Annotated in this window: 23 protein-coding genes and 1 pseudogene; 12 read left to right on the top strand and 12 right to left on the bottom strand. The window is 68.8% G+C overall.

Annotated features, from left to right (window positions below):
* Positions 1 to 37: 37 nt before the first annotated feature.
* A complete protein-coding gene (locus BM041_RS27980) occupies positions 38 to 460 on the bottom strand; it encodes a tellurite resistance TerB family protein (RefSeq protein WP_092963218.1) in 423 nt (140 codons plus the stop codon).
* Between the two features lie 323 nt (positions 461 to 783).
* On the opposite strand from BM041_RS27980, the gene BM041_RS27975 reads away from it, so the two are divergent.
* Both BM041_RS27975 and BM041_RS27970 read left to right on the top strand, forming a co-directional pair.
* Positions 784 to 1,440 carry a GntR family transcriptional regulator gene (locus tag BM041_RS27975; protein ID WP_217648870.1) on the top strand — a complete coding sequence of 219 codons (657 nt, stop codon included), beginning with the start codon at positions 784 to 786 and terminating at the stop codon, positions 1,438 to 1,440.
* Between the two features lie 49 nt (positions 1,441 to 1,489).
* The gene (locus tag BM041_RS27970) at positions 1,490 to 1,957 is read left to right on the top strand and encodes a hypothetical protein (RefSeq protein WP_092963216.1); all 468 of its coding nucleotides are present in this window, start codon (positions 1,490 to 1,492) and stop codon (positions 1,955 to 1,957) included.
* A 10-nt stretch (positions 1,958 to 1,967) separates the two neighbouring features.
* On the opposite strand, the pseudogene BM041_RS31990 reads toward BM041_RS27970, so the two are convergent.
* Together BM041_RS31990 and BM041_RS31985 are read right to left on the bottom strand one after the other, a co-directional pair.
* A pseudogene (locus tag BM041_RS31990) lies at positions 1,968 to 2,504 on the bottom strand (serine/threonine-protein kinase); the annotation flags it as partial.
* A gap of 14 nt (positions 2,505 to 2,518) precedes the next feature.
* Positions 2,519 to 2,869, bottom strand: coding sequence for a protein kinase domain-containing protein (locus tag BM041_RS31985; protein WP_092963214.1), 351 nt, complete (start codon positions 2,867 to 2,869; stop codon positions 2,519 to 2,521).
* Between the two features lie 284 nt (positions 2,870 to 3,153).
* Between BM041_RS31985 and BM041_RS27955 the strand changes: the two genes are divergently transcribed.
* The 4 genes from BM041_RS27955 (at position 3,154) to BM041_RS27940 (ending at position 7,285) form a co-directional block, all read left to right on the top strand.
* On the top strand, positions 3,154 to 4,737 hold the full coding sequence (locus BM041_RS27955) for a gamma-glutamyltransferase (RefSeq protein WP_092963213.1): 1,584 nt from the start codon (positions 3,154 to 3,156) through the stop codon (positions 4,735 to 4,737).
* A 5-nt stretch (positions 4,738 to 4,742) separates the two neighbouring features.
* The gene (locus tag BM041_RS27950) at positions 4,743 to 5,405 is read left to right on the top strand and encodes a GOLPH3/VPS74 family protein (RefSeq protein ID WP_092963212.1); all 663 of its coding nucleotides are present in this window, start codon (positions 4,743 to 4,745) and stop codon (positions 5,403 to 5,405) included.
* Between the two features lie 148 nt (positions 5,406 to 5,553).
* Complete coding sequence (locus BM041_RS27945; RefSeq protein WP_092963211.1) at positions 5,554 to 6,543, top strand: Bug family tripartite tricarboxylate transporter substrate binding protein; 990 nt, start codon at positions 5,554 to 5,556, stop codon at positions 6,541 to 6,543.
* 70 nt (positions 6,544 to 6,613) lie between these two features.
* Positions 6,614 to 7,285, top strand: coding sequence for a GOLPH3/VPS74 family protein (locus BM041_RS27940; protein WP_092963210.1), 672 nt, complete (start codon positions 6,614 to 6,616; stop codon positions 7,283 to 7,285).
* Between the two features lies 1 nt (position 7,286).
* Here the strand turns inward: BM041_RS27940 and hpxZ are convergent, their stop codons facing one another.
* Genes hpxZ through BM041_RS27920 form a run of 4 tightly spaced genes read right to left on the bottom strand, consistent with a single transcriptional unit; the run spans position 7,287 to position 11,400 of the window.
* Entirely contained in the window at positions 7,287 to 7,682 is a 396-nt protein-coding gene (hpxZ, locus tag BM041_RS27935) for an oxalurate catabolism protein HpxZ (RefSeq protein ID WP_092963209.1), read from the bottom strand.
* The gene (locus BM041_RS27930; RefSeq protein ID WP_092963208.1) at positions 7,682 to 8,845 is read right to left on the bottom strand and encodes an amidase; all 1,164 of its coding nucleotides are present in this window, start codon (positions 8,843 to 8,845) and stop codon (positions 7,682 to 7,684) included. Before BM041_RS27930 ends, hpxZ begins: the two co-directional genes overlap by 1 nt.
* 50 nt (positions 8,846 to 8,895) lie before the next feature.
* Positions 8,896 to 10,446, bottom strand: a complete 1,551-nt coding sequence (locus BM041_RS27925; protein WP_092963207.1) for a TRIC cation channel family protein — start codon at positions 10,444 to 10,446, stop codon at positions 8,896 to 8,898.
* 54 nt (positions 10,447 to 10,500) lie between these two features.
* Entirely contained in the window at positions 10,501 to 11,400 is a 900-nt protein-coding gene (locus BM041_RS27920; protein ID WP_092963206.1) for a polysaccharide deacetylase family protein, read from the bottom strand.
* 65 nt (positions 11,401 to 11,465) lie between these two features.
* Between BM041_RS27920 and BM041_RS27915 the strand changes: the two genes are divergently transcribed.
* The 5 genes from BM041_RS27915 (at position 11,466) to BM041_RS30855 (ending at position 16,805) form a co-directional block, all read left to right on the top strand.
* On the top strand, positions 11,466 to 12,893 hold the full coding sequence (locus BM041_RS27915; protein WP_092963205.1) for an amidase family protein: 1,428 nt from the start codon (positions 11,466 to 11,468) through the stop codon (positions 12,891 to 12,893).
* A 16-nt stretch (positions 12,894 to 12,909) separates the two neighbouring features.
* Positions 12,910 to 13,779: a fumarylacetoacetate hydrolase family protein gene (locus tag BM041_RS27910; protein ID WP_092963204.1), complete on the top strand. Its 870-nt coding sequence runs from the start codon at positions 12,910 to 12,912 to the stop codon at positions 13,777 to 13,779.
* A gap of 63 nt (positions 13,780 to 13,842) precedes the next feature.
* The gene (locus BM041_RS27905) at positions 13,843 to 14,829 is read left to right on the top strand and encodes a Bug family tripartite tricarboxylate transporter substrate binding protein (protein WP_217648869.1); all 987 of its coding nucleotides are present in this window, start codon (positions 13,843 to 13,845) and stop codon (positions 14,827 to 14,829) included.
* 58 nt (positions 14,830 to 14,887) lie between these two features.
* Positions 14,888 to 16,060, top strand: a complete 1,173-nt coding sequence (locus BM041_RS27900; protein ID WP_092963255.1) for a M20 family metallopeptidase — start codon at positions 14,888 to 14,890, stop codon at positions 16,058 to 16,060.
* A 514-nt stretch (positions 16,061 to 16,574) separates the two neighbouring features.
* Positions 16,575 to 16,805 carry a hypothetical protein gene (locus BM041_RS30855; protein WP_175534222.1) on the top strand — a complete coding sequence of 77 codons (231 nt, stop codon included), beginning with the start codon at positions 16,575 to 16,577 and terminating at the stop codon, positions 16,803 to 16,805.
* Between the two features lie 75 nt (positions 16,806 to 16,880).
* On the opposite strand, the gene BM041_RS27890 is transcribed toward BM041_RS30855, so the two are convergent.
* Both BM041_RS27890 and BM041_RS27885 read right to left on the bottom strand, forming a co-directional pair.
* Positions 16,881 to 17,261 (bottom strand): hypothetical protein, encoded by a 381-nt coding sequence (locus BM041_RS27890; protein WP_092963202.1) that lies wholly within the window; start codon positions 17,259 to 17,261, stop codon positions 16,881 to 16,883.
* Positions 17,248 to 18,546, bottom strand: coding sequence for a FliI/YscN family ATPase (locus BM041_RS27885; RefSeq protein WP_175534221.1), 1,299 nt, complete (start codon positions 18,544 to 18,546; stop codon positions 17,248 to 17,250). Before BM041_RS27885 ends, BM041_RS27890 begins: the two co-directional genes overlap by 14 nt.
* Before the next feature lie 172 nt (positions 18,547 to 18,718).
* Between BM041_RS27885 and ctrA the strand changes: the two genes are divergently transcribed.
* Positions 18,719 to 19,453 (top strand): response regulator transcription factor CtrA, encoded by a 735-nt coding sequence (gene ctrA / locus BM041_RS27880; RefSeq protein ID WP_092963200.1) that lies wholly within the window; start codon positions 18,719 to 18,721, stop codon positions 19,451 to 19,453.
* 79 nt (positions 19,454 to 19,532) lie between these two features.
* Here the strand turns inward: ctrA and BM041_RS27875 are convergent, their stop codons facing one another.
* The 3 genes from BM041_RS27875 to BM041_RS27865 form a co-directional block, all read right to left on the bottom strand.
* Positions 19,533 to 20,603, bottom strand: a complete 1,071-nt coding sequence (locus BM041_RS27875; RefSeq protein ID WP_175534220.1) for an extracellular catalytic domain type 1 short-chain-length polyhydroxyalkanoate depolymerase — start codon at positions 20,601 to 20,603, stop codon at positions 19,533 to 19,535.
* A 215-nt stretch (positions 20,604 to 20,818) separates the two neighbouring features.
* Positions 20,819 to 21,109 (bottom strand): hypothetical protein, encoded by a 291-nt coding sequence (locus BM041_RS27870; RefSeq protein ID WP_245762295.1) that lies wholly within the window; start codon positions 21,107 to 21,109, stop codon positions 20,819 to 20,821.
* Positions 21,030 to 21,278 (bottom strand): transposase (locus tag BM041_RS27865; protein WP_175534017.1); only part of this gene is annotated, 249 nt, incomplete at its 5' end. The genes BM041_RS27865 and BM041_RS27870, both read right to left, overlap by 80 nt.

The following is a 21,278-nucleotide window of genomic DNA, read 5'->3' as shown; positions in this document are numbered from 1 at the left end:
GGGGGATGACCCGCACAGGCCATCCCCCCGGTCTGACCTAGCGGTCCAGGACCGCCCGGTCGTTCTTGGCGGTCAGGCTGCGGAAATGCGGCTCGAGCTCCGCCTCGCTCAGCCCAAAGGCCTGCACGAAGCCCATGACCAGGCGCTGCTCCTCCTGCTCCGCCTGGCCATCGGACATGGCGCTGTCGATCATGTTCAGGATGATGCAGAGCTTCTGGTCGTGCCGCAGCTTGGGCGCGGCGGCGGCGGCGAACTGCTCGGCCGGCGTGGCGCGGCAGTAGCGCAGCGCGTTGTCGAGGGCCTGGCGCGTGGCGCCCGGGCCCATGACTGAGAGGAGGTGGCCGATCTCCTCCTGATCCATCTCGCCATCGGAGGCCATGCAGTAGAGCAGGCTGGCGACCAGGCAGTTGCGTGGCGTGAGGTCGAAGGCTGGCGCCTGGCTCTTGAACATTCCGAACATCGTTGGGTGTCTCCCGGCAGGGTTGTGGCAGGCGCGCCGGACACTCTGGTGGTACCGGTCGCGCCACGCGGCTACAGCCAGGGATTCGGTCATTCGGCAAGGGGGCAACGTGTTGCAGGAATGCGACACTGCGGTGCTACTGCGGCGGTGGCATCGAGTCCCACGAGTAAGTGGCTTACCGAACCAATAGATTGAATTTAGACTGGATACGATTGACCGAGGCCCCCCGCATCGTGATCACCCTTTCCCCCGACGCCGTCGAAGCGCCGAACGTCGAGGCCGCGTCGGATTCGCGCCGGCTGGCGCCTGTTCAGCCGCGAACCATGGTCGAGCAGGCCGCGGAAGCGATCGTCGCCGCGGCCGCCCGGGGCATCTTCCTGCCGGGCGACCGGCTGGTGGAGGCCGAGATCGCCCGCGACCTCGGCATCAGCCGCGTCCCCGTGCGGGAGGCCCTGCGCCTCCTGGAATCCCAGGGCATCGTCGTCAGCACGCCCTACAAGGGCATGCGGCTGATGCAGATCACCAACCGCAACGTGGCGGAATTGATGCGCGTCCGCACGGCGCTGGAGACGCTGGCGCTGCGGGAGATTTCCGGCAGCGGGCCTGCCACGCCGGAACGCCTGGCGCCGGCCTGGCGGGCGGCGGAACGGTACGAGGCGGTGTCCAGCGGCCCCGATGCCGCGGCGATCGTGGCGGCCGACGAGGCCTTTCACGGGGAACTCTGCCGACTGTCGGGCAATGGCGTGCTGCATGGCCTCTGGCTCAGCGTGGCGCGGCAGCTATCGGTCGTCTGGGGCCTGGGCCATGATGTGCGGCCGAAGCCGCGGATCGCGCAGGAACACCGGGAGATCCTGGAACGCCTGTCCCGCGGCGACGCGGCCGGCGCGCAGGCGGCGCTGGACGCGCACCTCGCCTGGCATGAGGACCTGGACTTCGAACGCCAGGTGGAACGCCGGCGGCTCGGCAAGAACCGCGCCTGACGATCCGCCGGCGATCCTCGCCCGCGGCGTGGCTGAGGAGGATCGGCGCATGTTCCAGGTTGGGCAGAGGGTCTGGCACCGCGATGGCAAGCGCAGCGGCGTGGTGCTGGATAGCGACGGCGACCGCGTTTTCATCGAGCAGGAGAATGGCGCGGAGTTGGATTTTCCGGCCCGCGAGTTGAGCCTGACGGCGCCCGCCGCGGCGACGCCCGCGCATCGGGCCGCGGCACCGGTGCCCTATTCCATGGTGGACCGGACCCTGATCGCGGCCGACATCACGCCGGAGCATGTGCGAGTGCTGGGACTGATCCCGCCCCGCACCGTGCAGGCCGTCGCCGCGCTGTATGAGAGGCGGCCGCGGGCGGGCAAGTTCAGCGCGCTCGATGTCGCGCAGAAGCTGAACCTGATTGCTCAGGTCACCGACGTGCCCTACCGCACAATGCGGAGCTATAGCGACCGCCCCGGGGAGATGGGGCTACTGATGGGCAAGGGCCTAGCGGACAGCCAGAAGGGCTGAACCACCTGGGTCAGGTGCAGCCCGCCGCGCCCACCCGCCTCGTCGTGTCCTCCGGCTCCTCCTGCGCCAGAAAGGCGCTGCGTTCCGGCCAGCGTCCCGGGGATGCCAGCACCGCCCGCAGGGCGTCGGCCATGTCCGATGCATGCCCGAACCGGTCCGCGGCGACCTTGGCCGTTGCCCGAGCCACGATGGCCTCCAGCCCCGTCGGCAGGCCGGCCACCAGGCTGCCGAGCGCCGGGGTCGGGCGATGAATGATGGCGTGGGTCACAGCGAAGAAATCAGCGGGCGGCCGGAAGGGATGCCGGCCCGCCAGCATCTCGAACAGCACGACGCCCAGGCCCCAAAGGTCCGCGCGCGCATCAGCGGCTTCGCCCCGCAACTGTTCGGGGGCCATGTAGGCGGGGGTACCGGCCAGAGTGCCGGTCAGTGTCAGGTCGCTCGCCTCCGTGCGGGCAATCCCGAAATCCGTCAGCTTCGGGGTACCGTGACCGGTATTCTCGCTCATCGTGAGGAGGATGTTGGCCGGCTTCACGTCGCGGTGGACGACGCCGCGGGCATGGGCTAGCCATTCAGCAGCGCCGCCACGATCGAAACCGCGTCCCGGGGCGAGATCTCCCCGCGCCGCATGGGCGCTCCCAGCGGCTCTCCGATCACGAGTTCCATGACGATGTAGAACAGGCCCTCATGCATCCCCGCGTCATGCACGGTGACCAGGTTGCCGTGGTTCAGGCGGTTGGAGACGCTGACTTCCCGCTCCATGCGCTGGCGTTCCTCCGGGCTGGTGCGGCCGCGCATCATCTTGAGGGCGACCAAGCGGCCCAGCCGGCGGTCCACAGCCTCCACCCCCACGCCGGATGCCCCGCGGCCGATGATCTCGCGCAACTCGTAGCGACCGGCGATCACGCCGGACATTCCAAAGCCTCGACTGCTTCAACAGGCGCTGCCGCAGGAAAGGCGCCGGGTAGATCAGGGTGTGCCGCGCGGGGCCGGCACGCGATCACCCTAGGGGGTCTTCCGCGAGGAGGGAATTGCCCCGGATGCCATGAAGGCGGTTTGCAGCATGGAAACTTCCGTTGGCAGGCAAGGAAGGAATGCAATCCCGACGGTTGCCAGCGGCATTCTGGCGGCCAGCTAGCGCCGGGGTTGTCGATCGCGTCCGGCGGGTCGATCCTGCACGCCTCGGAGGACACAACCTGATGCCGCTCATCTACACCCCGCCTGTCCATGTCAGCCAGCACTGGCAGGTCTCCAAGCCGGCCGCGACTGGCCGGCGCGGGATGGTCGCCAGCCAGTCCCGCGACGCGGCGGAAGCGGGCATCGCCATCCTGGCTGCCGGGGGCAATGCGGCGGATGCGGCGGTCGGCATGGCCTTCGCGCTCGCGGCCATGGAGCCCTGGAACAGCGGCCTCGGCGGCATCGGCTTCGCGCAGGTGGTGGCACCAGGCAGTGCGGCGGAAACCTTCGATTTCGGGCCCGTCTCGCCCGCGGGCCTCCATGCCAAGGACTTTCCGACCACGGGGCGGATGAAGCAGGATCTGTTCGCCTGGCCGGAGGTGGTGGGCGACCGCAACATCCACGGCCCGATGAGCTTCGTCATCCCGTCCTCGGTCGCGGGCTATGCGCTGCTGCATGAGAAGCGCGGGCGGCTGCCGGCGCGGGACGTGCTGGCGCCGGCGATCGCGCTCGCGAAGCGGGGCCTGGCGCAGGACTGGTTCACGACCCTGAAGATCGCGAATGCGGCGTCCACCCTGAAGCTCTACGCCGAATCCGCGCGCATCTACCTGCCGGGTGGGCTGCCGCCCGTCGCGCCCTACCAGGGCACGCCCGGCTTCTTCCCACTCGGCAACCTGGCCTCGACACTGGAGCGGCTGCAGGCCGCAGGGTTCCGCGACTTCTATGAGGGTGACATCGCGGCCTCCATCGCGACGGATGTGAAGGCGATGGGCGGCGTGCTCTCCGCCGCCGACCTCGCGGGCTGCCGGGCGCGGGTGCTGCCGGCTGTGTCCGTGCCGTGGCGGGGGCGGACGCTCCACCTCTCCAACGGCCTCACCGCCACGCCGACCTTCCGCCGCGTCATGGAACTGATGGAAGGCGCGGATTGGTCGGGCGCGGAGCCCGGAACCGCCTGGCACATCGCCTTCGCCAAGGCCATGCAGGCCGCCTATGCGGAGCGGCTGGAGGGCCTCGGCGATGCCGAGCCCAAGGGCGCCGACAGCTGCACCACCCACCTGACCGTCTGCGACGAGGACGGGATGATGGTGGCGATGACCACCACGCTGCTGTCCTCCATGGGCAGCCGGGTGGTGCTGCCGGGGTCTGGTGTGCTGATGAACAACGGCGTCATGTGGTTCGACCCGCGGCCGGGTTCCCCCAACCAGATCGGGCCGAGCAAGCGGCCGCTGACCAATATGTCGCCCGTGCTGGTCTCCGACCCCGCGGGGGTGCCGGAGATGGCACTTGGCGCCTCCGGCGGGCGGCGGATCCTGGCCGCCGTGTACCAGACCCTGGCGCTTGTGGCCGGCTTCGGGATGGATCCGGAGGCTGCGGCGCACTTCCCGCGCATCGATGTCAGCGGGCCGGAGGGCGCCACCGCCGACCGCCGCCTGCCCCAGGCGACGCTCGATGCCCTGGCCGCGATGGGGCCGCTGGAGATCGTGGAGCACGCCGTGCTGCCGGTGAACTTCGCCTGCCCGAACCTGATCCGTATCTCGGCCGACGGCACGCGCCAGGGCATCACCGACGTGATGTCGCCCTGGTCCGCCGCGCTCGCGCAGGGCTGAGGCCGATGGAGGCCGCGCTCAGCCTGGCGGAGGAGATCACCCTTCTCTCCCTGGATGACGAGACCGGGAGGCCGGTCGGCCGCGCAGGCATGGCGCCCGACCGCGCGCTGGCTGGCGCACTGCTGATGCAACTGGCGCTGGCGGGGCGGGTGGACACGGACCGGGATCGGCTGATCCTGGTCGATGCCGCGCCGACCGGTGACGAGGCGCTGGATGGCGCGCTGGCGCGCCTCGCCGCGCCGGGCGCGCCCATCGATGCGCGCGGTGCCATCCCGCTGCTGGCGCGGGATGCGGCGGCGGCGCGGGCGGTGATCCTGGACCGGCTGGTGGTGCGCGGCATCCTGAAGCGCGTCGATGAACGCCTGCTCTGGATTCTGCCCGATCGCCGCTACCCCAAGGCGCCAGGCCGGGCGGAGGTGACGGAAGCGCGGGCACGGCTCCGTGCCCTGCTGATGCGGGAGGAGATACCCGACCCGCATGATGCGCTGCTGCTCGGGCTGGCACGGGCGGCGGGGCTGCTGCCGCTGATCTTCTCCGCGGCGGAACTCGCGCGGGTGCAGCCCTGGCTGGAGGTCGTCACCCGGATCGAGAGCCTGAACCGGTCTCTGGCGGTGGCGGTGGCGGATATCCGCGGCGCCGGGATCGGGACCGCGCAGCGGGAGGCGTGAGGTGGAGGCGCTGACACGCCCCGGCCATCCGCGCGGCATGGTGTTTGCCTATCCCACGGGCAGGTAGGGGTTGCCGCATGCGGTGCTGGGCGATGTGCCTGGAAATTGTGCGGTTGCCCGGCCTGTTCTGATCGCTGGGAGCGCATTCATGTTGCAACGTCGTCACCTGCTTGGCCTGACCGCCGGCGCCGTCGGGACCCTCGCCGCGCCGGCCGCGCTGCGCGCGCAGGGCGCCTGGCCCAGCCGCGGCACCATCCGCCTGGTCGCCCAGTTCCCCCCGGGAGGGCTGGTCGACACGGTCGCCCGCCTGATGGCGCCGGCCATGTCCCAGGCGCTGGGCCAGAACATCGTCGTGGAGAACCGTCCGGGCGCCGGCGGCATCATCGGCACCGACCTCGTCGCCAAGGCCCCTGCCGATGGCTACACGCTGCTGGTCAGCCATGCCTCCGTGCATGTGTTCAGCACGGCGACGCGCCCGACCCTACCCTTTGACCCGATCAACGACTTCACCCACATCATGCAGCTGGTGGAGGCGCCGAACATCATCCTGGTGCGCGCCAACTCCCCGTTCCAGACGCTGGAACAGCTGCTGACGGCGGCGAAGACGCGCCCGGTCCGCTACGGCTCCTCGGGCATCGGGTCCGCGCCGCATCTGCTGGGTGCTATGCTGTCGGCGGAAGCGGCGGCGCCGAACCTCGACCACATCCCCTATGCCGGCAGCGCGCCGGCCATGCAGGACGTGCTCGCGGGCAACATTGAATGCATGGTGGACCCCATCACCACCAACACGCAGCAGATGCGCGACGGGTCGCTGCGCGCGCTGGCGGTCTCCACCGCCCAGCGGCTGGCGATGTTCCCGAACGTGCCGACCTTCGCGGAACTCGGCTATCCCAAGCTGACCTCCGCACAGTGGCTCGGCCTGTCCGGGCCGAAGGGGCTGCCGGCGCCGATCGTGGAGAAGCTCGCTTCCATCATCCCGCCGATCCTGGCGCGGCCGGAGTTGGCCAGCCGCTTCGTCGAACTCCAGACCATGCCGCGCAACCCGCCGCCGGCGGGGGCGGACTTCATCGCGCTGATGCGGCGCGAGATCACGGAATGGACCGCCGTCGCCCGGCAGTTCAACATCACCGTCAGCTGAGAAAGAGCCTTCGGTGGTGAAGTGGGGGCGGCCTCACGGCCGCCCCTTTTTTGTTGCACAATCCATCGCGATGCCTGGGATGGATGCGATGGCGCTGACGATGGCGGAGGAGATTCTGCTGCTCCTCCTCGATGACGAGACGGGCCAACCCGTCGGTCTGAAGGGGCCGGCGGGCGACTTGGCGTTGGTTGGCGCCATCCTCATGGAACTGGCGTTGGCCGGGCGCATTGACACGGACCTCGACTGCCTGACGGTCGTGGATCCGAAGCCCGTCGGCGACGCGGTGCTGGATGGCGCACTGGCCCAGTTGGTAGCGCCGGGCGCCGCGCGCACCAGCCGCGGCTGGATCCAGGCCTTCGCCAGAGGTGCGGGCCCGATGCGCACGCAATTGCTGGAGCGCCTGGTGCAGGGCGGCGTTTTGCGGCGGGTGGAGGACCGTTTCCTCTGGGTCTTCCCGGAGCGCCGTTATCCGAAGGCAGAGGGACGGGCGGAGGTCGAGGAGGTTCGGGCGCGGCTCCGCCATGTGCTGCTGGACGATAGCATCCCGGAGCCGCGCGACGCGCTGCTGATCGGGTTGGCCCGCGCCACAGGGTTGGTGCCGCTGCTGCTCTCGGCGGAGGAAGCCGCGCGCGTCGCGCCCCGGGTGGAGCGGATCGTAGCGCTTGAGGAACTATCGCGGTCCCTTGGTGCGGCGACGCGTGACATCTACGCCGCACTGATGAGGCAGGGGGCGATCCACTGAGTCAGTAGGCGGGTGATGCCTCCGTCACCGACACATGCGCTGACACGACCTTCCAGCCGGTTTGTGGAAAGCGAACCCAGGTCTGGCTCTGTCGTCCGGTCGTAGTGCGGCCGCGCATGTCGAATTCCAGGTTCACCGTGGCGAAGTCGCGCCCCAGCGTGGTGATCACCAGGCGGCGGTGCGCCAGCTTGATGCCGGGGCCGGGCGGGCGGCGTACGCGGTGGGCGTGGATTTCCTGGAAGCCATAGCCGTTCTCATGGATGGCGTAGCGGATGGTGTGGGGACTGTTCCAGAAGGTGGCGTCCAGGACCTCGACATCCTTGTCGACCAACGCCTGCTCGTAGCGTTCGAAGAGGGTGCGGATCTCCTCCACGACCTCCGGGATGTTCACGTCCATCAGATGCTCTCCAGGGCCAGGGCGGTGCGCACCAGCATGGCATCGGCGCCGCGCGCGGCAAGCAGGCTGAGGCCGATGGGGCGGCCATCGAGCGTGGCGCCGGGGATGCTGATTTGTGGGTGGCCGGCCAGGCCGCCATGGGCGCAGAGCACGTTGATGGCGGCGCGGATGCCATCGATTTCCGGCAGCGGAAGCGCCGTCTTCGGCGCCGCGAAGGGCGCGGTGGGCATGGCCAGGATGGTGCCCGGCGGCAGCAGGTGGCGGAGCCGGCCGCGGGCCTCCCGCCGCACCAGCGCCGCCCAGCCGCGATCGGCCTCCGGCGTCATCGCCGCCATGACCAGGCCGCGGGCGACGCTGAAGGCGAAGCGTGGGTTGTCGCGCTCCACCCAGGTGCGAAAGGTCTCCCACGCCTCCACGGGTTGCAGGGTGCGCTGGGCGCGGGACCAGGTGGTGAGGCCCTGCGGCGCCATCACCTCCTCCTGCCAATCCGGCACCAGGCGCTTCAGGCGGTTGAGGATCGGGGTAATGGCTTCCGCCGCCGCGAGGTCGGCGAAGCCGAATGCGTCGATGGCGATCACCAGCCGCGCCGGCAGTGGCCCCTCGATCGCCTCTTCCAGCAGCACGGCCGAGACGCGGGCGAAGGTGGCGGCATCGCGGGCGAACCAGCCGGTAGTGTCAGAGGACGGCGCCTGCGGCAGCATCCCCGTCAGGTCCAGTCGCCCATGCGTCGGGCGGATGCCGTAGAGCCCGCAGAAGCTGGCGGGCACGCGGACGGAGCCACCGGTATCCGTGCCCAGCGCCGTGTCGCAGATCCCCTGCGCGACGGCGCTGGCGGAACCGGAGGAGGAACCGCCCGGCACATGGCCCGGCGCCGCGGGGTTCAGTGGCGTGCCCTCGAAGGCATTCTCGCCGAGGATGCCGAGCGAGACCTCATCCGTGATGGTCTTGCCGACCAGCGTGGCGCCGGCATCCAGCATCGCCTGCACCGCCCAGGCATGGCGCGTCGGGATGGGATTCTGGCGCGCCCAGTCCGGGTTGCCGCCGCCTGTCGGGTGGCCGGCGACATCGAACAGGTCCTTGGCGGCGAAGGTCAGGCCTGTGAGCGGACCGCCCGGCGTGCCGGGAAGACGGACCGCCGTGCCGGGGACGAAGGGGGAGGACATGGATGCTCCTGGAAACCGGGACTGCTCAATTCGATGCAGGAAGCGCGCCATCAGGGCATGCGGGGCGGCTTCCACCGGAAGGCCAGCGCGGTCATTCGCGTGATCACGCAGCCGATGACGGCGACGATCACTGCGGGCGCCACCTCATCGATCTCGATGCCCGGGCCGCGCACCATCAGATAGGCGGTCAGCGCCAGCGACCAGATGAGCGCGACCTCCCCATAGAAGCCCGTGGTCAGGTTGGGGATGCTGCCGCCGCCGCGCAGCACGTCGCGGATGATGCCGCCCCCCGCGCCGGTGATGGTGCCGAGCAGCGGTCCCCAGAGCCAGAGCGGGTCCGCCCCCATGCCGAAGGCGATGGTGACGCCGAGCACGGTGGAGGCGCCGAGGCCGAGCGCATCGGCGAAGTCGAACAGCCAGCGATCCGCGCGGCGCTGGCGCATCGCCACCGCAACCTGCGCGATCCAGAAGGCCAGGATGGCACGCCCCCGCAGCAGCGCCCAGCCATGCATCACCGCCCAGACCACCAGAACGGTGCCGAGGATGAGCTGCAGGAACAGGGGATTGCGCAGGATCCCAAGGGGATAGCGCCCTACCAGCAGGTCCCGCAGCACGCCGCCGGCCGCGGCGGTGATGGCCGCCAGCACGAAGGCGCCGAACAGCGACCAGCCGCTGTGCCGCGCCGCCAGCGCGCCGGCCAGCGCGCTGGCGACGGCGCCGGTGATCTGCAGCACCAGGAACCACCGCCCCTCGATGGATAGGGACAGCAGGATGGGGAAGCGGAAGCGCGCCGCGATGCGGTCCAGCGTTCCGTCCTCCGTCAGCATCTCGATCGCCGCGTCGAAGCGGCCGAGCATGGCGGGCGTCACCGTGCCCGGGCTGAAGGCCAGGTGGAGCGGGATCATGATGCGCATCGGCGCCTCCTCCACCCACGTCGCGGCGCCGAGGCTGGTGATGGTCAGGGCGACGGACAGGCGTTCCGCCAGGAAGCCATCGATCTCCCCGGCCAGCAGGCGCCGGATGTTGGTCGCATCGTCATTGGCAGGGCGCACGCGCCCGGAAATGGAGGGTGAGGCGATGAAGGCGTCGAGCGCCGCGTTGAAGTAGGAGAAGCCGGCACGGACGCCAAGGCGGAACTGCCGGTCCTGGGCCAGGAAGGCGGCGAGCCCCTCGGCATCGGTGAAGCGCAGCCGCGCGCCCTCCCCACGCCGGACCACCAGCACGTTGACGTCGTGCCTGTAAGGCAGGGAGAAGGCGTAACGCCGGGCGCGCTCCTCCGTCTGCGGGATGCCGGTCGCCAGATCCATCCGGCCCGCCGCAACGGCTTCCAGCAGCGGCAGGTAGCCCATGGGGACGAAGCGGACATCCTCACCCACCTTGCGGGCGATGGCGCGCACCATCTCGATGTCGAGGCCGGTAAGCTCCCCCTGGCGCAGGTATTGCTGCGGTTCGCTGGCGTACCAGCCGGCCTGCAGCACGCGGTCCTGCGCCAGGGCCGGGGGGGGCGCCAGCAGCGCGATCAGCGCCGCCAGCAGCAGCCGCCAGGGTCCGAAACGGCGCCGCGCCTGAGCATCACCGCCCGCTCGTATCGATCGACTCATTCCCGCAGCGCACCACTTCCGGGCCTCGATGCACAAGCGCTCAGCCAGCCTTGATCAGCCTGTGCCGCCATGGTCCTTGCACCATTGCGCGGCCTGGGCGTGGGTCGCGAACCACACGCCCTCATGCTTCTTCATGCGGGTGATGAGGCGGTCGAGGAGGGGCAGGCGGGACCGGTGGCCGATGATGTGCGGGTGCATGGTCAGCAGAAACATGCCGCCTTCCGCATAGGCGCCGTCGAACTCCGCCGTGAAGATCTCCTCCACCGCGGAGGGCGGCGTGTAGGGCCGCAGCCCGCTGAAGCGGAGCATGTTGAAATAGACCGCGTCGTCACGGATCCATTCCGGCGGCAGTTCCACGATGCCGGTGGGCTCGCCCTGGTCCAGCAGCTCATAGGCATCGTCATCGGCCATGAGGGAGCTGTCGTATAGCAGCCCCATCTCCTTGATGATCGACAGCGTGTCGATCGAGAAGTCCCAGGACGCCGTGCGGATGCCGACGGGGCGCTGGCCGGACAGCTTCTCCAGCATATCGGCCGATCGCAGGGTCAGGTCGCGCTCCACGCCCTGGGGCAGCTTGGTGTTGGCCTCATGAATCCAGGAATGGATGCCGATCTCATGGCCCTCGTCGGCGACCGCGCGAATCTCCTCGGGGTGCAGCATGGCGCTGACGGCGGGGTAGAAGAAGGTCGCGGGGATGCCGTGCTTCGCCATCAGGGCGCGGATGCGCGGGATGCCCTGGCGGGACCCGTACTGGCCCTGGCTGATGCGCATGGGGCTGTCGTCGGAGTCGCGCAGCGGCCCCGTCTCATGGTCCGCGTCGAAGGACAGGGTCACGCAGCAGCGGGCGCCGCCGGGCCAGGATGCGGGGCGCAGGCTGCGGCCGGCGCGGGCGCGGCCGACGATCTTCCGCCACTCGGGCTCGGTCAGTTCCCAGGGGGGCGTCGGTTCTGGCATCGGGGTTTCCTCGGAGGCGGTGCGGCGCCATGCTGCCCGCCACAGAGCCCCCCTGGAAGCCCCGCATGACGACACCGACCGATCCCGCGCTGATGACCGCGGAACAGCTTCTCTCGCTCTATGCGCGCCGCGCGCTCTCCCCGGTCGAGGCGCTGAAGGCGGTGACGGAGCGGATCGCCCGCTACAACCCCTGGGTCAACGCCTTCGCCACCATGAATCCCCGCGCCCTGCGGGAGGCGGGGGAGAGCGAGGCGCGCTGGGCCGTCGGGCGGCCGGTGGGCATCCTGGACGGCGTGCCCTGCACGGTGAAGGACCTGCTGAACATCGCGGGCTTCCCGACGCGACGCGGCAGCCTGGTGACGGATCCGACTCCGGCGACGGAGGATGCGCCGGCGGTAGTGGGGCTGAAGGCGGCGGGGGCTGTCATCATCGGCAAGACGACGACGACGGAATTCGGCTGGAAGACGCCGGGCGACTGCCCGCTGCACGGCATCACCCGTAACCCCTGGAACCCGCAACGCACGCCCGGGGGTAGTTCGTCGGGCGCCGGCGCGGCCGGGGCGGCCTGCTTCGGGCCGCTGCATATCGGCACCGATGCCGGCGGATCGATCCGCATTCCCGCCGCCTATTGCGGTCTTGTCGGCGTGAAGCCGAGCTACGGGCGCATCCCGCAATGGCCGCATGGCGCCTTCTCCGCCGTCGCCTGCGCGGGGCCGATGACGCGCAGCGTGGGCGACGCCGCTCTGATGATGTCCGCCATGGCGCGGCACGACCTGCGCGACCCCGTCTGCCTGCCGGATGACCCACGTGACTGGCGCGCTGGCATGGACCAGGGCGTGGCGGGCCTCCGCGTGGCCGTGGTGCGGCGCCTGGGCTTCGAGCCGCCGCTGGACGAGGAAGGGGAGGCCGCTCTGCAGGTAGCGGCCAAGCTGCTGGCGGAGCAGGGCGCGATCGTGGAGGAGGCGGACCCCCAGCTGCCCGATACGCGCGCCATCTTCTCCCGCGTCTGGGGCGTGGCCATCGCCCGCATCTGGACCGGCACGGCCGAGGAGAAGCGTGGCCAGTTGGATGCGGGGATCGAGGAAGTCGCCCGGAAGATGGGCGACATGGGGGCGGCCGATTTCCTTGGCGCCGACATGCTGCGCGTGGAATGCGGGCATGCCATGGCGCGCTTCCACCAGCGTTATGACCTGATCCTGACGGCGGCGACGCCGACCGCGGCGCTGGACGCCGATGCGCCGACCATCCGCCCGGTAGAGGCGCTGTGGCGGGACTGGGCACCCTGGACTTTCGCCTTCAACCTGACCCGCCAGCCCGCCATTGCCGTGCCGATCGGCCTTGATGAGGCCGGCATGCCGCGCGGCGTGCAGGTGGCGGCGGCGCTCTACCGGGACGACCTCGCCTTCCGCGCGGCCCGCGCCCTGGAGACGGCGGCCTCTCTCCCCCTGGCCAACCCCGCCGAATCCGGGCAGATGCGCGCCAAGCTCAACTGACCGGGAGACCCGCGCGATGCGGCTGGTGACGTTCAAGGATGGCAGGGGCACGCGCGTGGGCGCGCTGGATGCGGCGGGCCAGGTGCTCGACATCACTGCCGTCGATGCGGGTCTGCCCACGGATATGGTCGGGCTGATCGCGGCGGGGGCCGTGGCGGCGGCGCAGGCCGCGGCGGCCAAGGCGCCGGTCGTAGCGGGCGCGACGCTGCTGGCGCCGATCCCGCGGACGCCCAAGAACATCTTCTGCGTGGGCAAGAACTATCACGAGCACGCGAAGGAGTTTGCTGGATCGGGCTTCGATGGCGGCGCCAAGGATGTGGTGCCCCCGTTCCCCGTCGTCTTCAGCAAGCCGCACACCAGCATCATCGCGAATGGGGAGCCGATCCTCAGCGCGATGGACCCGACGGGGGGGCTCGACTACGAGGGCGAACTCGGCGTCGTCATCGGCACGGGCGGGCGCGGTATCAGCAAGGCGGACGCGCTGAAGCACGTCTTCGGCTACACCATCGTCAATGACGTGACGGCACGGCACCTGCAGAGGCGCCACAGCCAGTGGATCCTGGGCAAGGGCCTCGACACTTTCGCGCCCATGGGCCCGGCCATCCTGACGGCGGATGAGTGCCCGGACCCGACGAAGCTGGTCCTCACGACCTGGCTGAATGGGGACCAGCGGCAGCACGCCCCTGTCTCCGACCTCATCTTCGACATCCCGACCCTGGTGGAGGCGATCAGCGCCGCCATCACGCTGGAGCCGGGCGACGTGATCGCGACGGGCACGCCGGCTGGCGTCGGCATCGGCTTCAACCCACCGAGGTTCATGAAGGCCGGCGATGTGGTGCGGATCGAGGTGCCGGGCATCGGTATCCTGGAGAACCCCGTCGCCTGAACGGATATCTCCCTCCCTCGTATCGGCGGGGGAGGGGACGCCTGACCAACGGGAGGAACAAGAATGACGATCAATCGCCGCAGCCTGCTGGCCGCTTCCGCGCTTGTCCCCTTCGCCGCCCCAGGGCTGGCGAAGGCGCAGGGCACCGACTACCCAAGTCGCCCCATCAACTTGGTCGTGCCCTTCCCGCCGGGCGGCCAGGCCGACCTCGCCGCCCGCCCCGTGGCTGGGGCGCTGGAGAGGATCCTCCGGCAGCCCGTGGTGGTGCAGAACCGCGGCGGCGCGGCGGGGGCCATCGGCAACGGCTTCGTCGCCCGCAGCGCGCCGGATGGCTATACGTTGGTGATGGCGCTGTCCTCCCTGGCCGTAATCCCGGAGGCGGAGCGCCTGTTCAACCGCGCGCCGCCCTACACCGCCGACCAGTTCGCGCCGGTCGCGCTGGTCAACGCGGACCCGACCATGCTCGCGGTCCCGGCTTCCGCCCCCTGGCGCACGATGGAGGAGTTCATCGCCGCGGCGCGGGCCAATCCTGGGAACATCCCATATGGATCTTCCGGCACCTACGGCACGCTCCACGTGGCGATGGAGATGCTGGCGGCCTCGGCCAATATCCGCCTGCTGCACGTGCCCTTCACCGGGGCGGGGCCGGCGATCACGGCGTTGCTGGGCGGACAGATCCAGGCGCTCGCCTCCGCGCCGGGGACTCTGACGCAGCATGCCCGGGATGGCCGCATCCGCGTGCTGGGCTGCTGGGGGAGGGAGCGCGTGGCCGCCTTCCCAGAGGTGCCGACCTTCATCGAGAAGGGTTTCGCGGATGTCGAGTTCTATATCTGGGCCGGCATGTTCGCGCCTGCCGCGACACCGGCGCCGGTGATGCAGCGGCTGCGGGAGGCGATGCGGGACGCGGTGCAGGACCCGCAACTGGTGCAGGCCTTCACCGCCGCCGGCGCCCCGGTGCGCTACATGGACGCGCCTGAATTCGCCGCGTTCTTCGCGGAGGACAGCGCGCGGCTGGTGCGCGCCGTGCAGCGTATCGGCAGGGTCGAGTAGCTTCCGCTCCGCGGCGGGAGGCGCTTGAATGCGCCCCCCGCTGACGGAGAATGCCCCCATGTCGTCCGAGACCGAGATCCTCGCCTGGCTGTCACAGCAGCAGGAGGCGATGATTGCGACACTACGGGAAATGGTTGATACCGATGGCGGCAGCTACGACAAGGAAGGCGTGGACCGCGTGGGCGCGCAGGTGCGGCGCTTCATGGATGCGCAGGGCATCCCGACCGAGGTGCTGCACCAGCAGAAGCATGGCGATTGCATCCGCGCGACGGTCGAGGGCGGCGACGGCCTGAGCGGGGGGAACAGCAGGCAAAACATCGTGCTGATGGGCCATCGTGACACCGTCTTTCCGAAGGGGGAGCCGGAGCGGCGGCCCTTCAGGGTCGAGGGCGGCCTCGCCTATGGCCCCGGCGTCGCCGACATGAAGGCAGGGTTGGTGATGAACATGTTCGTCCTGGCCGCCTTCCGGAAGTTCGGCGGCGCGCCGGGCCCGCTGGTGGCGCTGTTCACCGGGGATGAGGAAATCGGCAGCCCGGAGGGCCGCCCGGTGATCGAGGCCGAGGCCCGGGCCGCGCGCGTGGTCTTCAATTCCGAACCGGGCCGGCCCACCGGCGGCATCGTCACGGGCCGCAAGGGCGGCGTCTTTTCGGTGTTCGACATCGAGGGCAAGGCTGCGCATTCCGGGGGTAACTTCGAAGCTGGCATCAGCGCCATCGGCGAACTGGCAGCGAAGATCACGGCCATCCATGCGCTGACGGACCTCAAGCGCGGCATCACGCTGAATGTCGGCCTCGTCAGCGGCGGCCAGTCCGTGAATACCGTGGCGCCCTGGGCGCAGGGGCAGATCGACCTGCGCTATGTGGAGCCCGCGGATCGAGACGAGGTGATGGCAAGGATCGAGGCCATCATCGCGAAAAGCTTCGTCCCTGGCACGCGCGCGACGCTCACCATCAAGGGGGAGTTCCTGCCCCTGACGCAGTCGCCGGACGCGAAGCGCCTGTTCGACCTGTATCGCGATGCGGCGCGGGAGACCGGCTTCGAGCCAGAGGGTGAGTTCAGCGGAGGCTGCGCCGATAGCGGCTTCACCGCGGCCATGGGCGCACCGACACTCTGTGCCGTCGGTCCCGTGGGCGGGCGGGCGCATACGCCTGAGGAATACCTTGAAATCGCGAGCCTGGTGCCACGCGCTCAGACAATGGCCCGGGCGATCCTGAGGCTGGGACGGCTCTGATTTTCCAAGGCCGCCAATGCTGCTCGCTGTCTCGGGTAAGATATGCCCAGTTTGCTTGACGGTGAGCGGCGCGCGCGGCGTGTTTGCTTGGTGGATCGATTGCACAGGGCGGGCGTCGGACTGCGTGATTGCGCCTGATATTGACGAGGCGCTTTGCATCGCCAAGGAGGAGACAGGCGCTCGGTCCCGGCGCACCGCCTCCATCCGTCGCACGAGCTTCCTCCCTTTAAACTCCGTGGATGCCATCCGGATTTCGGATGGGATGCGTTCCGGATGATGGGCTTTGCAGTGCAGAACCCCTCAGCGTGCCAGTGAAATCGTCCCATGCGCAGCGTGTCGGCCTCGCAGCGGACGCTGCCGGCAGGCTGTTGACCAACGGCGCGACGCAACCGGACGCAGTCGCCGGGGGCCTGCCTGCTGCCTGATGGCGGTCAATCGCCCAGCATAGGCGCCGTTCACACATTGATGCGGGACGGCTGCTATCGCGTTGGACATGGCTCGCACCCCTCGCCTTATGACCCCCGAAACCCGGCTGGCCGCGATGCAGGCCGCGGACGCTGCCCGCCGGGCCGCCGCGAGGGTATGTGCGGAGGCACCGATCGGCAGCGCTCAGTACCGGGCCGCCGTGCGCATCCTGGAGGCGTTGTGCGATCTGGCGATCGCGCTTTCTCAGGCAACCATCGTTCCATCAGGGCACATGCCTCCAGCGGGCGGCATCGGCTTGCGCCAGCCCGGGGTGCATTGACGGTCATCGTCTCGGCCGGGCCGCTACCGGTCCGGCGTTGACGGGATCCGGGTTCCTGTCAGCGTGGTGAGTATGTCAGCGATCGTCCAGCCGCCTCTGTTCTCGGGCGAGTCGCTGGCGGCGCGCAGCCTTCCTGCGCCGTTCCTGCTCATCCATGATCAGCTGCTCGGCAAGCTTGGTCGTGGCCAGGCGGTGCTGCGCTGCGACTTCGGCGGTTTCTTCCCGCTTGAGATGTGTTGTCAGGGTCGCGAGCCTGGCCTGGGCGGCCGGTGCCCAGGAAGCATAGCTGCTTGGCTCTGCGCATTGGCGCTCCCGCGCCAGGTTGCTGGCCATTGCAGCCATGGCGTGTTCCGCCTTCTGCCGCCGATCGAATGCCTCGGCGACCTGCAGCCTTGCCGCCTCCAGTTCGGTACGGCGCACCAGGCGAAGGATCGCCAGGGGATCAGGACGGCTCATCGTTCAAGGCCCGGGCTAGTGCGGCAAATGCTTCTTCCAGTGTGCTGATCTCGCCTTTTTTCTGACTCAGCACGGCGTTGATCCGTGGTGCGGCGCGCAGCGCAAGATCGGTCTCCACATCGGCTCCGGCCCGGTACGCCCCCAGTCGGACGAGATCGGCAACACCATCATGCAGCGACAGAAGGCGCCGAGCTCGCACGACAAGAGCCGCCTGCTCGGCGGTCTGGCTGCCGGGCACTGATCGCGACAGGCTCCGCAGGACATCGATGGCCGGATAGCGGCCTCCTTCCGCGATACGCCGGTCCAGCACCACATGGCCGTCGAGGATACCGCGGACGGAATCAGCGATGGGTTCATCGTGATCGTCGCCCTCAACCAGCACGGTGATCAGCGCCGTGATGCTTCCAGCCTCAGGACCGCCCGGGCCTGCGCGCTCCAGCAGTGCAGGCAGCTCCCGGAAGACGCTGGGGGGATATCCGCGCGTCGCTGGCGGTTCGCCCGCTGCGAGCCCGATCTCGCGGCATGCATGCGCAAATCGTGTGACTGAGTCGAGCAGGAGCAGCACGCGCTGACCACGGTCGCGGAAGTGTTCCGCGGCCGCCATGGCAGCGTAGGCCGCCTCCCGTCGGACCGCAGCGGCGGCATCGGAGGTGGCGCAGATGACAACGCTGCGGGCGAGCCCCGCGGGTCCCAGATCGTCCTCGACAAATTCCCGGAGTTCGCGGCCCCGCTCCCCGATCAGGCCGACAACCGTCACGTCGAAGTCGTCGGACCGGGCCAGCGTCGCAAGGAGTGTCGATTTGCCGACACCTGATGCAGCGAACAGACCAAGCCGTTGTCCTTCGCGGGTGGTGCAGAAGCAGTCCAGGGCCCGCACGCCGAGCGACACCGCAGACCCAAGACGCTGCCGCGTGCCTGGCTGTGGTGGCTGGCGCCTGGTTGTGCATCGGTAGAGGGAGGGCGGCGGATCGGAACGTCCGTCCAGAGGTTTGCCGGTTGGATCAAGAACTCGCCCCAGCCACGCATGGCCAATTGTCAGGCCGTCCGAGGGCTTGGTGCGTGCCGCGGCGCCTTCGGCCAGGCCGTCGCCATCGCCCAGTATCGCCGCCCTGGCCTGACCGTCGCGTGTCCCGACAATCTCCGCCACAACAGGATCATTGCTGCGGTCCATGACGACCACGCGGTCCCGAAGGGCGAGCGGAGGCCTGAACCCGCCAAGCATGACGCCACTCTGGTCGACCGCGACGATCTGGCCTTGCTGTTGGGTTAAGGGTGCTGGGCTCATTAACGCTTCAGCGCACGCCAATCGCTGGGCCAGGGAATGTGTCATAAATAGTCAATCTTTCTCTCGTTTTTTATACCATCTTTCAACATGATCCATTTTTCGGATGAATCAGCTCTTCACATGTCGCGTAAAGGTGGTATCTCTACACGCATCAGGTGTGTGGAGCCGGCGCATGCGTGTCCTTCTGGTTGAAGACGATACAATCGTAGCGCGTGGAGTTGCCTTGGCACTCAAGGCGGCGGCCATGATCATCGACACGGCCGATACGGGGGAGGAGGCGCTGGAGCTCGCGCGCCTCTATGACTACGATATCGTGGTCCTGGACCTCATGCTGCCCGACATGGAGGGCTATGAGGTGGTTCGCCGCCTCCGCGCGGCCCGGGTGGAAACACCGGTTCTGATTTTGTCGGGCCTCACCCGGCCGCAGGCCAAGGTTCGCGGCTTCGGCATGGGTGCTGACGACTATATCACCAAGCCATTCGACCAGCAGGAACTCGTCGCCCGTATTCAGGCCATTGTCCGCCGCGCCAAGGGCTTCAGCCAGCCGACGCTGTCGGTCGGGCCCCTGACTCTGAATCTCGGCTCACGTGAGGTCCTGGTTGATGGGCGCGCGGTGCATCTCACCGGCAAGGAATACGCCGTGCTTGAATTGCTTACCCTGCGCAAGGGGGTGGTGCTGACCAAGGAAGCCTTCCTGAACCACCTCTACGGCGGGATGGACGAGCCGGAGGTCAAGATCATCGACGTGTTCATCTGCAAGCTCCGCAAGAAGCTTGCCAATGCTGGTGCGGCCGAACTGATCGGCACCGTCTGGGGTCGCGGCTATGTCCTGCGTGAGCCCAATGGTGCGATCAGGCTGTCCGGCCCGCCGGATCACCGCGATGGGCCGGCTTCGGCCGCAGCTTGACCTCGCCGGGAATTGCGCCGGCCATGCGCTCGCGGGTTCCCCGTTGGTGCAACGCCTCTTTCCGATGTCTCGCGTATCATCACCATGGCGCGGGATGCTGATGGGCGAGGAAGAACCTTAGCATCTCGCGCGAGGCGTCGGGCCCCTTGGGGTCTGTATAAGAACCGCGTTCGCTTCCTCCGGACCAAGCGTGACCACCGCCATGGATGGTCCACTGCTCCAGAGCAATCATGCCGTCGCGATCGACGTGGCAGTGTCGGCTGTAGCGATGGCCGCCAGGCACACGGCCCTGTTCGACGGTCACGCGGTATGCACTGCCATCACCACCGGCCTGCGCCACTACGTGATCGCCGTTTCGCGGATGAACTGTGCCGTCCCGATCAGCATGAAAGACGATCGTCGGCACAACGCGTGATTCCGTGCGTGGCGGCGGCGCGGCAATCCCGCCGCGCATGGCAGCGAAGGCAGACGGCAGATCCCGCGCAGCGCCACAAGCAAGGCCGGAATGGACGCCGATCGCCGCATAAACCTCCGGATAGACGGCCCCCATGATGGCCGCCGCCGCACCGCCCGCTGAAAGTCCAGCCGCATACACCCGTGTCGGGTCAACCGCGTGATCCCGCATCACCTGCCGGGTGATCCCAGCGATGAGTGCGGGCTCGCCCTGACCTCGTGTCTGATCAGCCGGATTGAACCAGTTCCAACACCGCTGCGCGTTCGCCGCGGAGGATTGGCAGGGATAGACGACCAGGCAGCCCTCCTTTTCCCCCTGGGCGTTCATGCGTGTGCCGGCTGCGAAATCATCGGGCGATTCTGTGCAGCCGTGCAGCATGACAATCAGCGGCGGCCGGGCCCCCAGCATCTTGGGCGGCACGTAGAGCTTGAAGGTGATGCTGCCCTGATCGCTGCGGTGCGTGCCTGACAGGAATTGCCCCGACTGCCCGGCACCGCCAACGGCCGCACCGCTTTCAGGATCGATGTCGACGATCTGCCCAGTCGGATGCTGGCTTCGCGCGCCTTTATGCCTTGGAACAGATGGCGGCGCCTCTTGGTGCAGATGGCTGCGCAGCAGGGCAGTTGCCTCCATCAGCCTCCCCGCCCGGGTGAGGCGTGTAGCTTCCATCAGGCGCGTCGCCGAAGGGATCTTCATCAAAACTGCTTTCACCGGCCGGCGTGTAGTCCGGCCCCGGTATGAAGAGGGAATCATCAAGAGGCTCAAATGCGTTTGGGCATAACGATCGCAGGCGGAAGCGCTGGGACGCTTCCCCGGGGTGCTTCGCGGACTGCTGTGGAAACCATCGGCGCGGTTGGGGAACCGCTTACCTCGCCAGGTGAATGGGCCGCGGGCTATGTCTGGCGACCCATTCAGATCATCCGATCAGCCAGTGCAGCCTTGACCTCGGCGCTGGCCTGCAGCGCGCCGAACACCGTGACGGAATCAATCGCCGCTCTCGCGAGATCTGCCGTTACGTCAGACGCTATGCTGGCGAGGCCCAGGACACGGATCTGCAGCCGTTCCCCCGACGCCGCAGCGTTTTCCAGATCCTGCCGGCTGAAGTACCTTATACCAACGCCCTCAACGGTTGACCTGTGCGTAGTCGCGGGTGGCGATGGAGGTGATGCGGCTTGGATCGTTGATGAGGGCGTTCCAGGCATCGCAGCACGCATCGACGATAGCGTCGTAGGTTTCGTAGACCCGGTTGCTGAGCTGGTTCTGGCGCAGGAACTGCCAGACGTTCTCGACCGGGTTCAACTCGGGCGAGTAGGGCGGCAATGGTAGCAGGCTGATGTTCTCCGGGACCTGGAGCTTGCCGCCGGTCTGGTG

The sequence above is a fragment of the Falsiroseomonas stagni DSM 19981 genome (assembly GCF_900114315.1).
Taxonomy (GTDB): Bacteria; Pseudomonadota; Alphaproteobacteria; order Acetobacterales; family Acetobacteraceae; genus Falsiroseomonas; species Falsiroseomonas stagni.
The sequence above is the reverse complement of the archived record's forward strand: the minus strand, read 5'-3'. Positions and strand labels throughout refer to the sequence as shown.

Excerpts from the sequence above, each read along its gene's own strand:
- BM041_RS27980 (WP_092963218.1), bottom strand. The coding sequence starts at position 460 with ATGTTCGGAATGTTCAAGAGCCAGGCGCCAGCCTTCGACCTCACGCCA.
- BM041_RS27975 (WP_217648870.1), top strand. The coding sequence starts at position 784 with ATGGTCGAGCAGGCCGCGGAAGCGATCGTCGCCGCGGCCGCCCGGGGC.
- BM041_RS27970 (WP_092963216.1), top strand. The coding sequence starts at position 1,490 with ATGTTCCAGGTTGGGCAGAGGGTCTGGCACCGCGATGGCAAGCGCAGC.
- BM041_RS31985 (WP_092963214.1), bottom strand. The coding sequence starts at position 2,869 with ATGTCCGGCGTGATCGCCGGTCGCTACGAGTTGCGCGAGATCATCGGC.
- BM041_RS27955 (WP_092963213.1), top strand. The coding sequence starts at position 3,154 with ATGCCGCTCATCTACACCCCGCCTGTCCATGTCAGCCAGCACTGGCAG.
- BM041_RS27950 (WP_092963212.1), top strand. The coding sequence starts at position 4,743 with ATGGAGGCCGCGCTCAGCCTGGCGGAGGAGATCACCCTTCTCTCCCTG.
- BM041_RS27945 (WP_092963211.1), top strand. The coding sequence starts at position 5,554 with ATGTTGCAACGTCGTCACCTGCTTGGCCTGACCGCCGGCGCCGTCGGG.
- BM041_RS27940 (WP_092963210.1), top strand. The coding sequence starts at position 6,614 with ATGCCTGGGATGGATGCGATGGCGCTGACGATGGCGGAGGAGATTCTG.
- hpxZ (WP_092963209.1), bottom strand. The coding sequence starts at position 7,682 with ATGGACGTGAACATCCCGGAGGTCGTGGAGGAGATCCGCACCCTCTTC.
- BM041_RS27930 (WP_092963208.1), bottom strand. The coding sequence starts at position 8,845 with ATGTCCTCCCCCTTCGTCCCCGGCACGGCGGTCCGTCTTCCCGGCACG.
- BM041_RS27925 (WP_092963207.1), bottom strand. The coding sequence starts at position 10,446 with ATGAGTCGATCGATACGAGCGGGCGGTGATGCTCAGGCGCGGCGCCGT.
- BM041_RS27920 (WP_092963206.1), bottom strand. The coding sequence starts at position 11,400 with ATGCCAGAACCGACGCCCCCCTGGGAACTGACCGAGCCCGAGTGGCGG.
- BM041_RS27915 (WP_092963205.1), top strand. The coding sequence starts at position 11,466 with ATGACGACACCGACCGATCCCGCGCTGATGACCGCGGAACAGCTTCTC.
- BM041_RS27910 (WP_092963204.1), top strand. The coding sequence starts at position 12,910 with ATGCGGCTGGTGACGTTCAAGGATGGCAGGGGCACGCGCGTGGGCGCG.
- BM041_RS27905 (WP_217648869.1), top strand. The coding sequence starts at position 13,843 with ATGACGATCAATCGCCGCAGCCTGCTGGCCGCTTCCGCGCTTGTCCCC.
- BM041_RS27900 (WP_092963255.1), top strand. The coding sequence starts at position 14,888 with ATGTCGTCCGAGACCGAGATCCTCGCCTGGCTGTCACAGCAGCAGGAG.
- BM041_RS30855 (WP_175534222.1), top strand. The coding sequence starts at position 16,575 with ATGACCCCCGAAACCCGGCTGGCCGCGATGCAGGCCGCGGACGCTGCC.
- BM041_RS27890 (WP_092963202.1), bottom strand. The coding sequence starts at position 17,261 with ATGAGCCGTCCTGATCCCCTGGCGATCCTTCGCCTGGTGCGCCGTACC.
- BM041_RS27885 (WP_175534221.1), bottom strand. The coding sequence starts at position 18,546 with ATGAGCCCAGCACCCTTAACCCAACAGCAAGGCCAGATCGTCGCGGTC.
- ctrA (WP_092963200.1), top strand. The coding sequence starts at position 18,719 with ATGCGTGTCCTTCTGGTTGAAGACGATACAATCGTAGCGCGTGGAGTT.
- BM041_RS27875 (WP_175534220.1), bottom strand. The coding sequence starts at position 20,603 with ATGAAGATCCCTTCGGCGACGCGCCTGATGGAAGCTACACGCCTCACC.
- BM041_RS27870 (WP_245762295.1), bottom strand. The coding sequence starts at position 21,109 with ATGCCTGGAACGCCCTCATCAACGATCCAAGCCGCATCACCTCCATCG.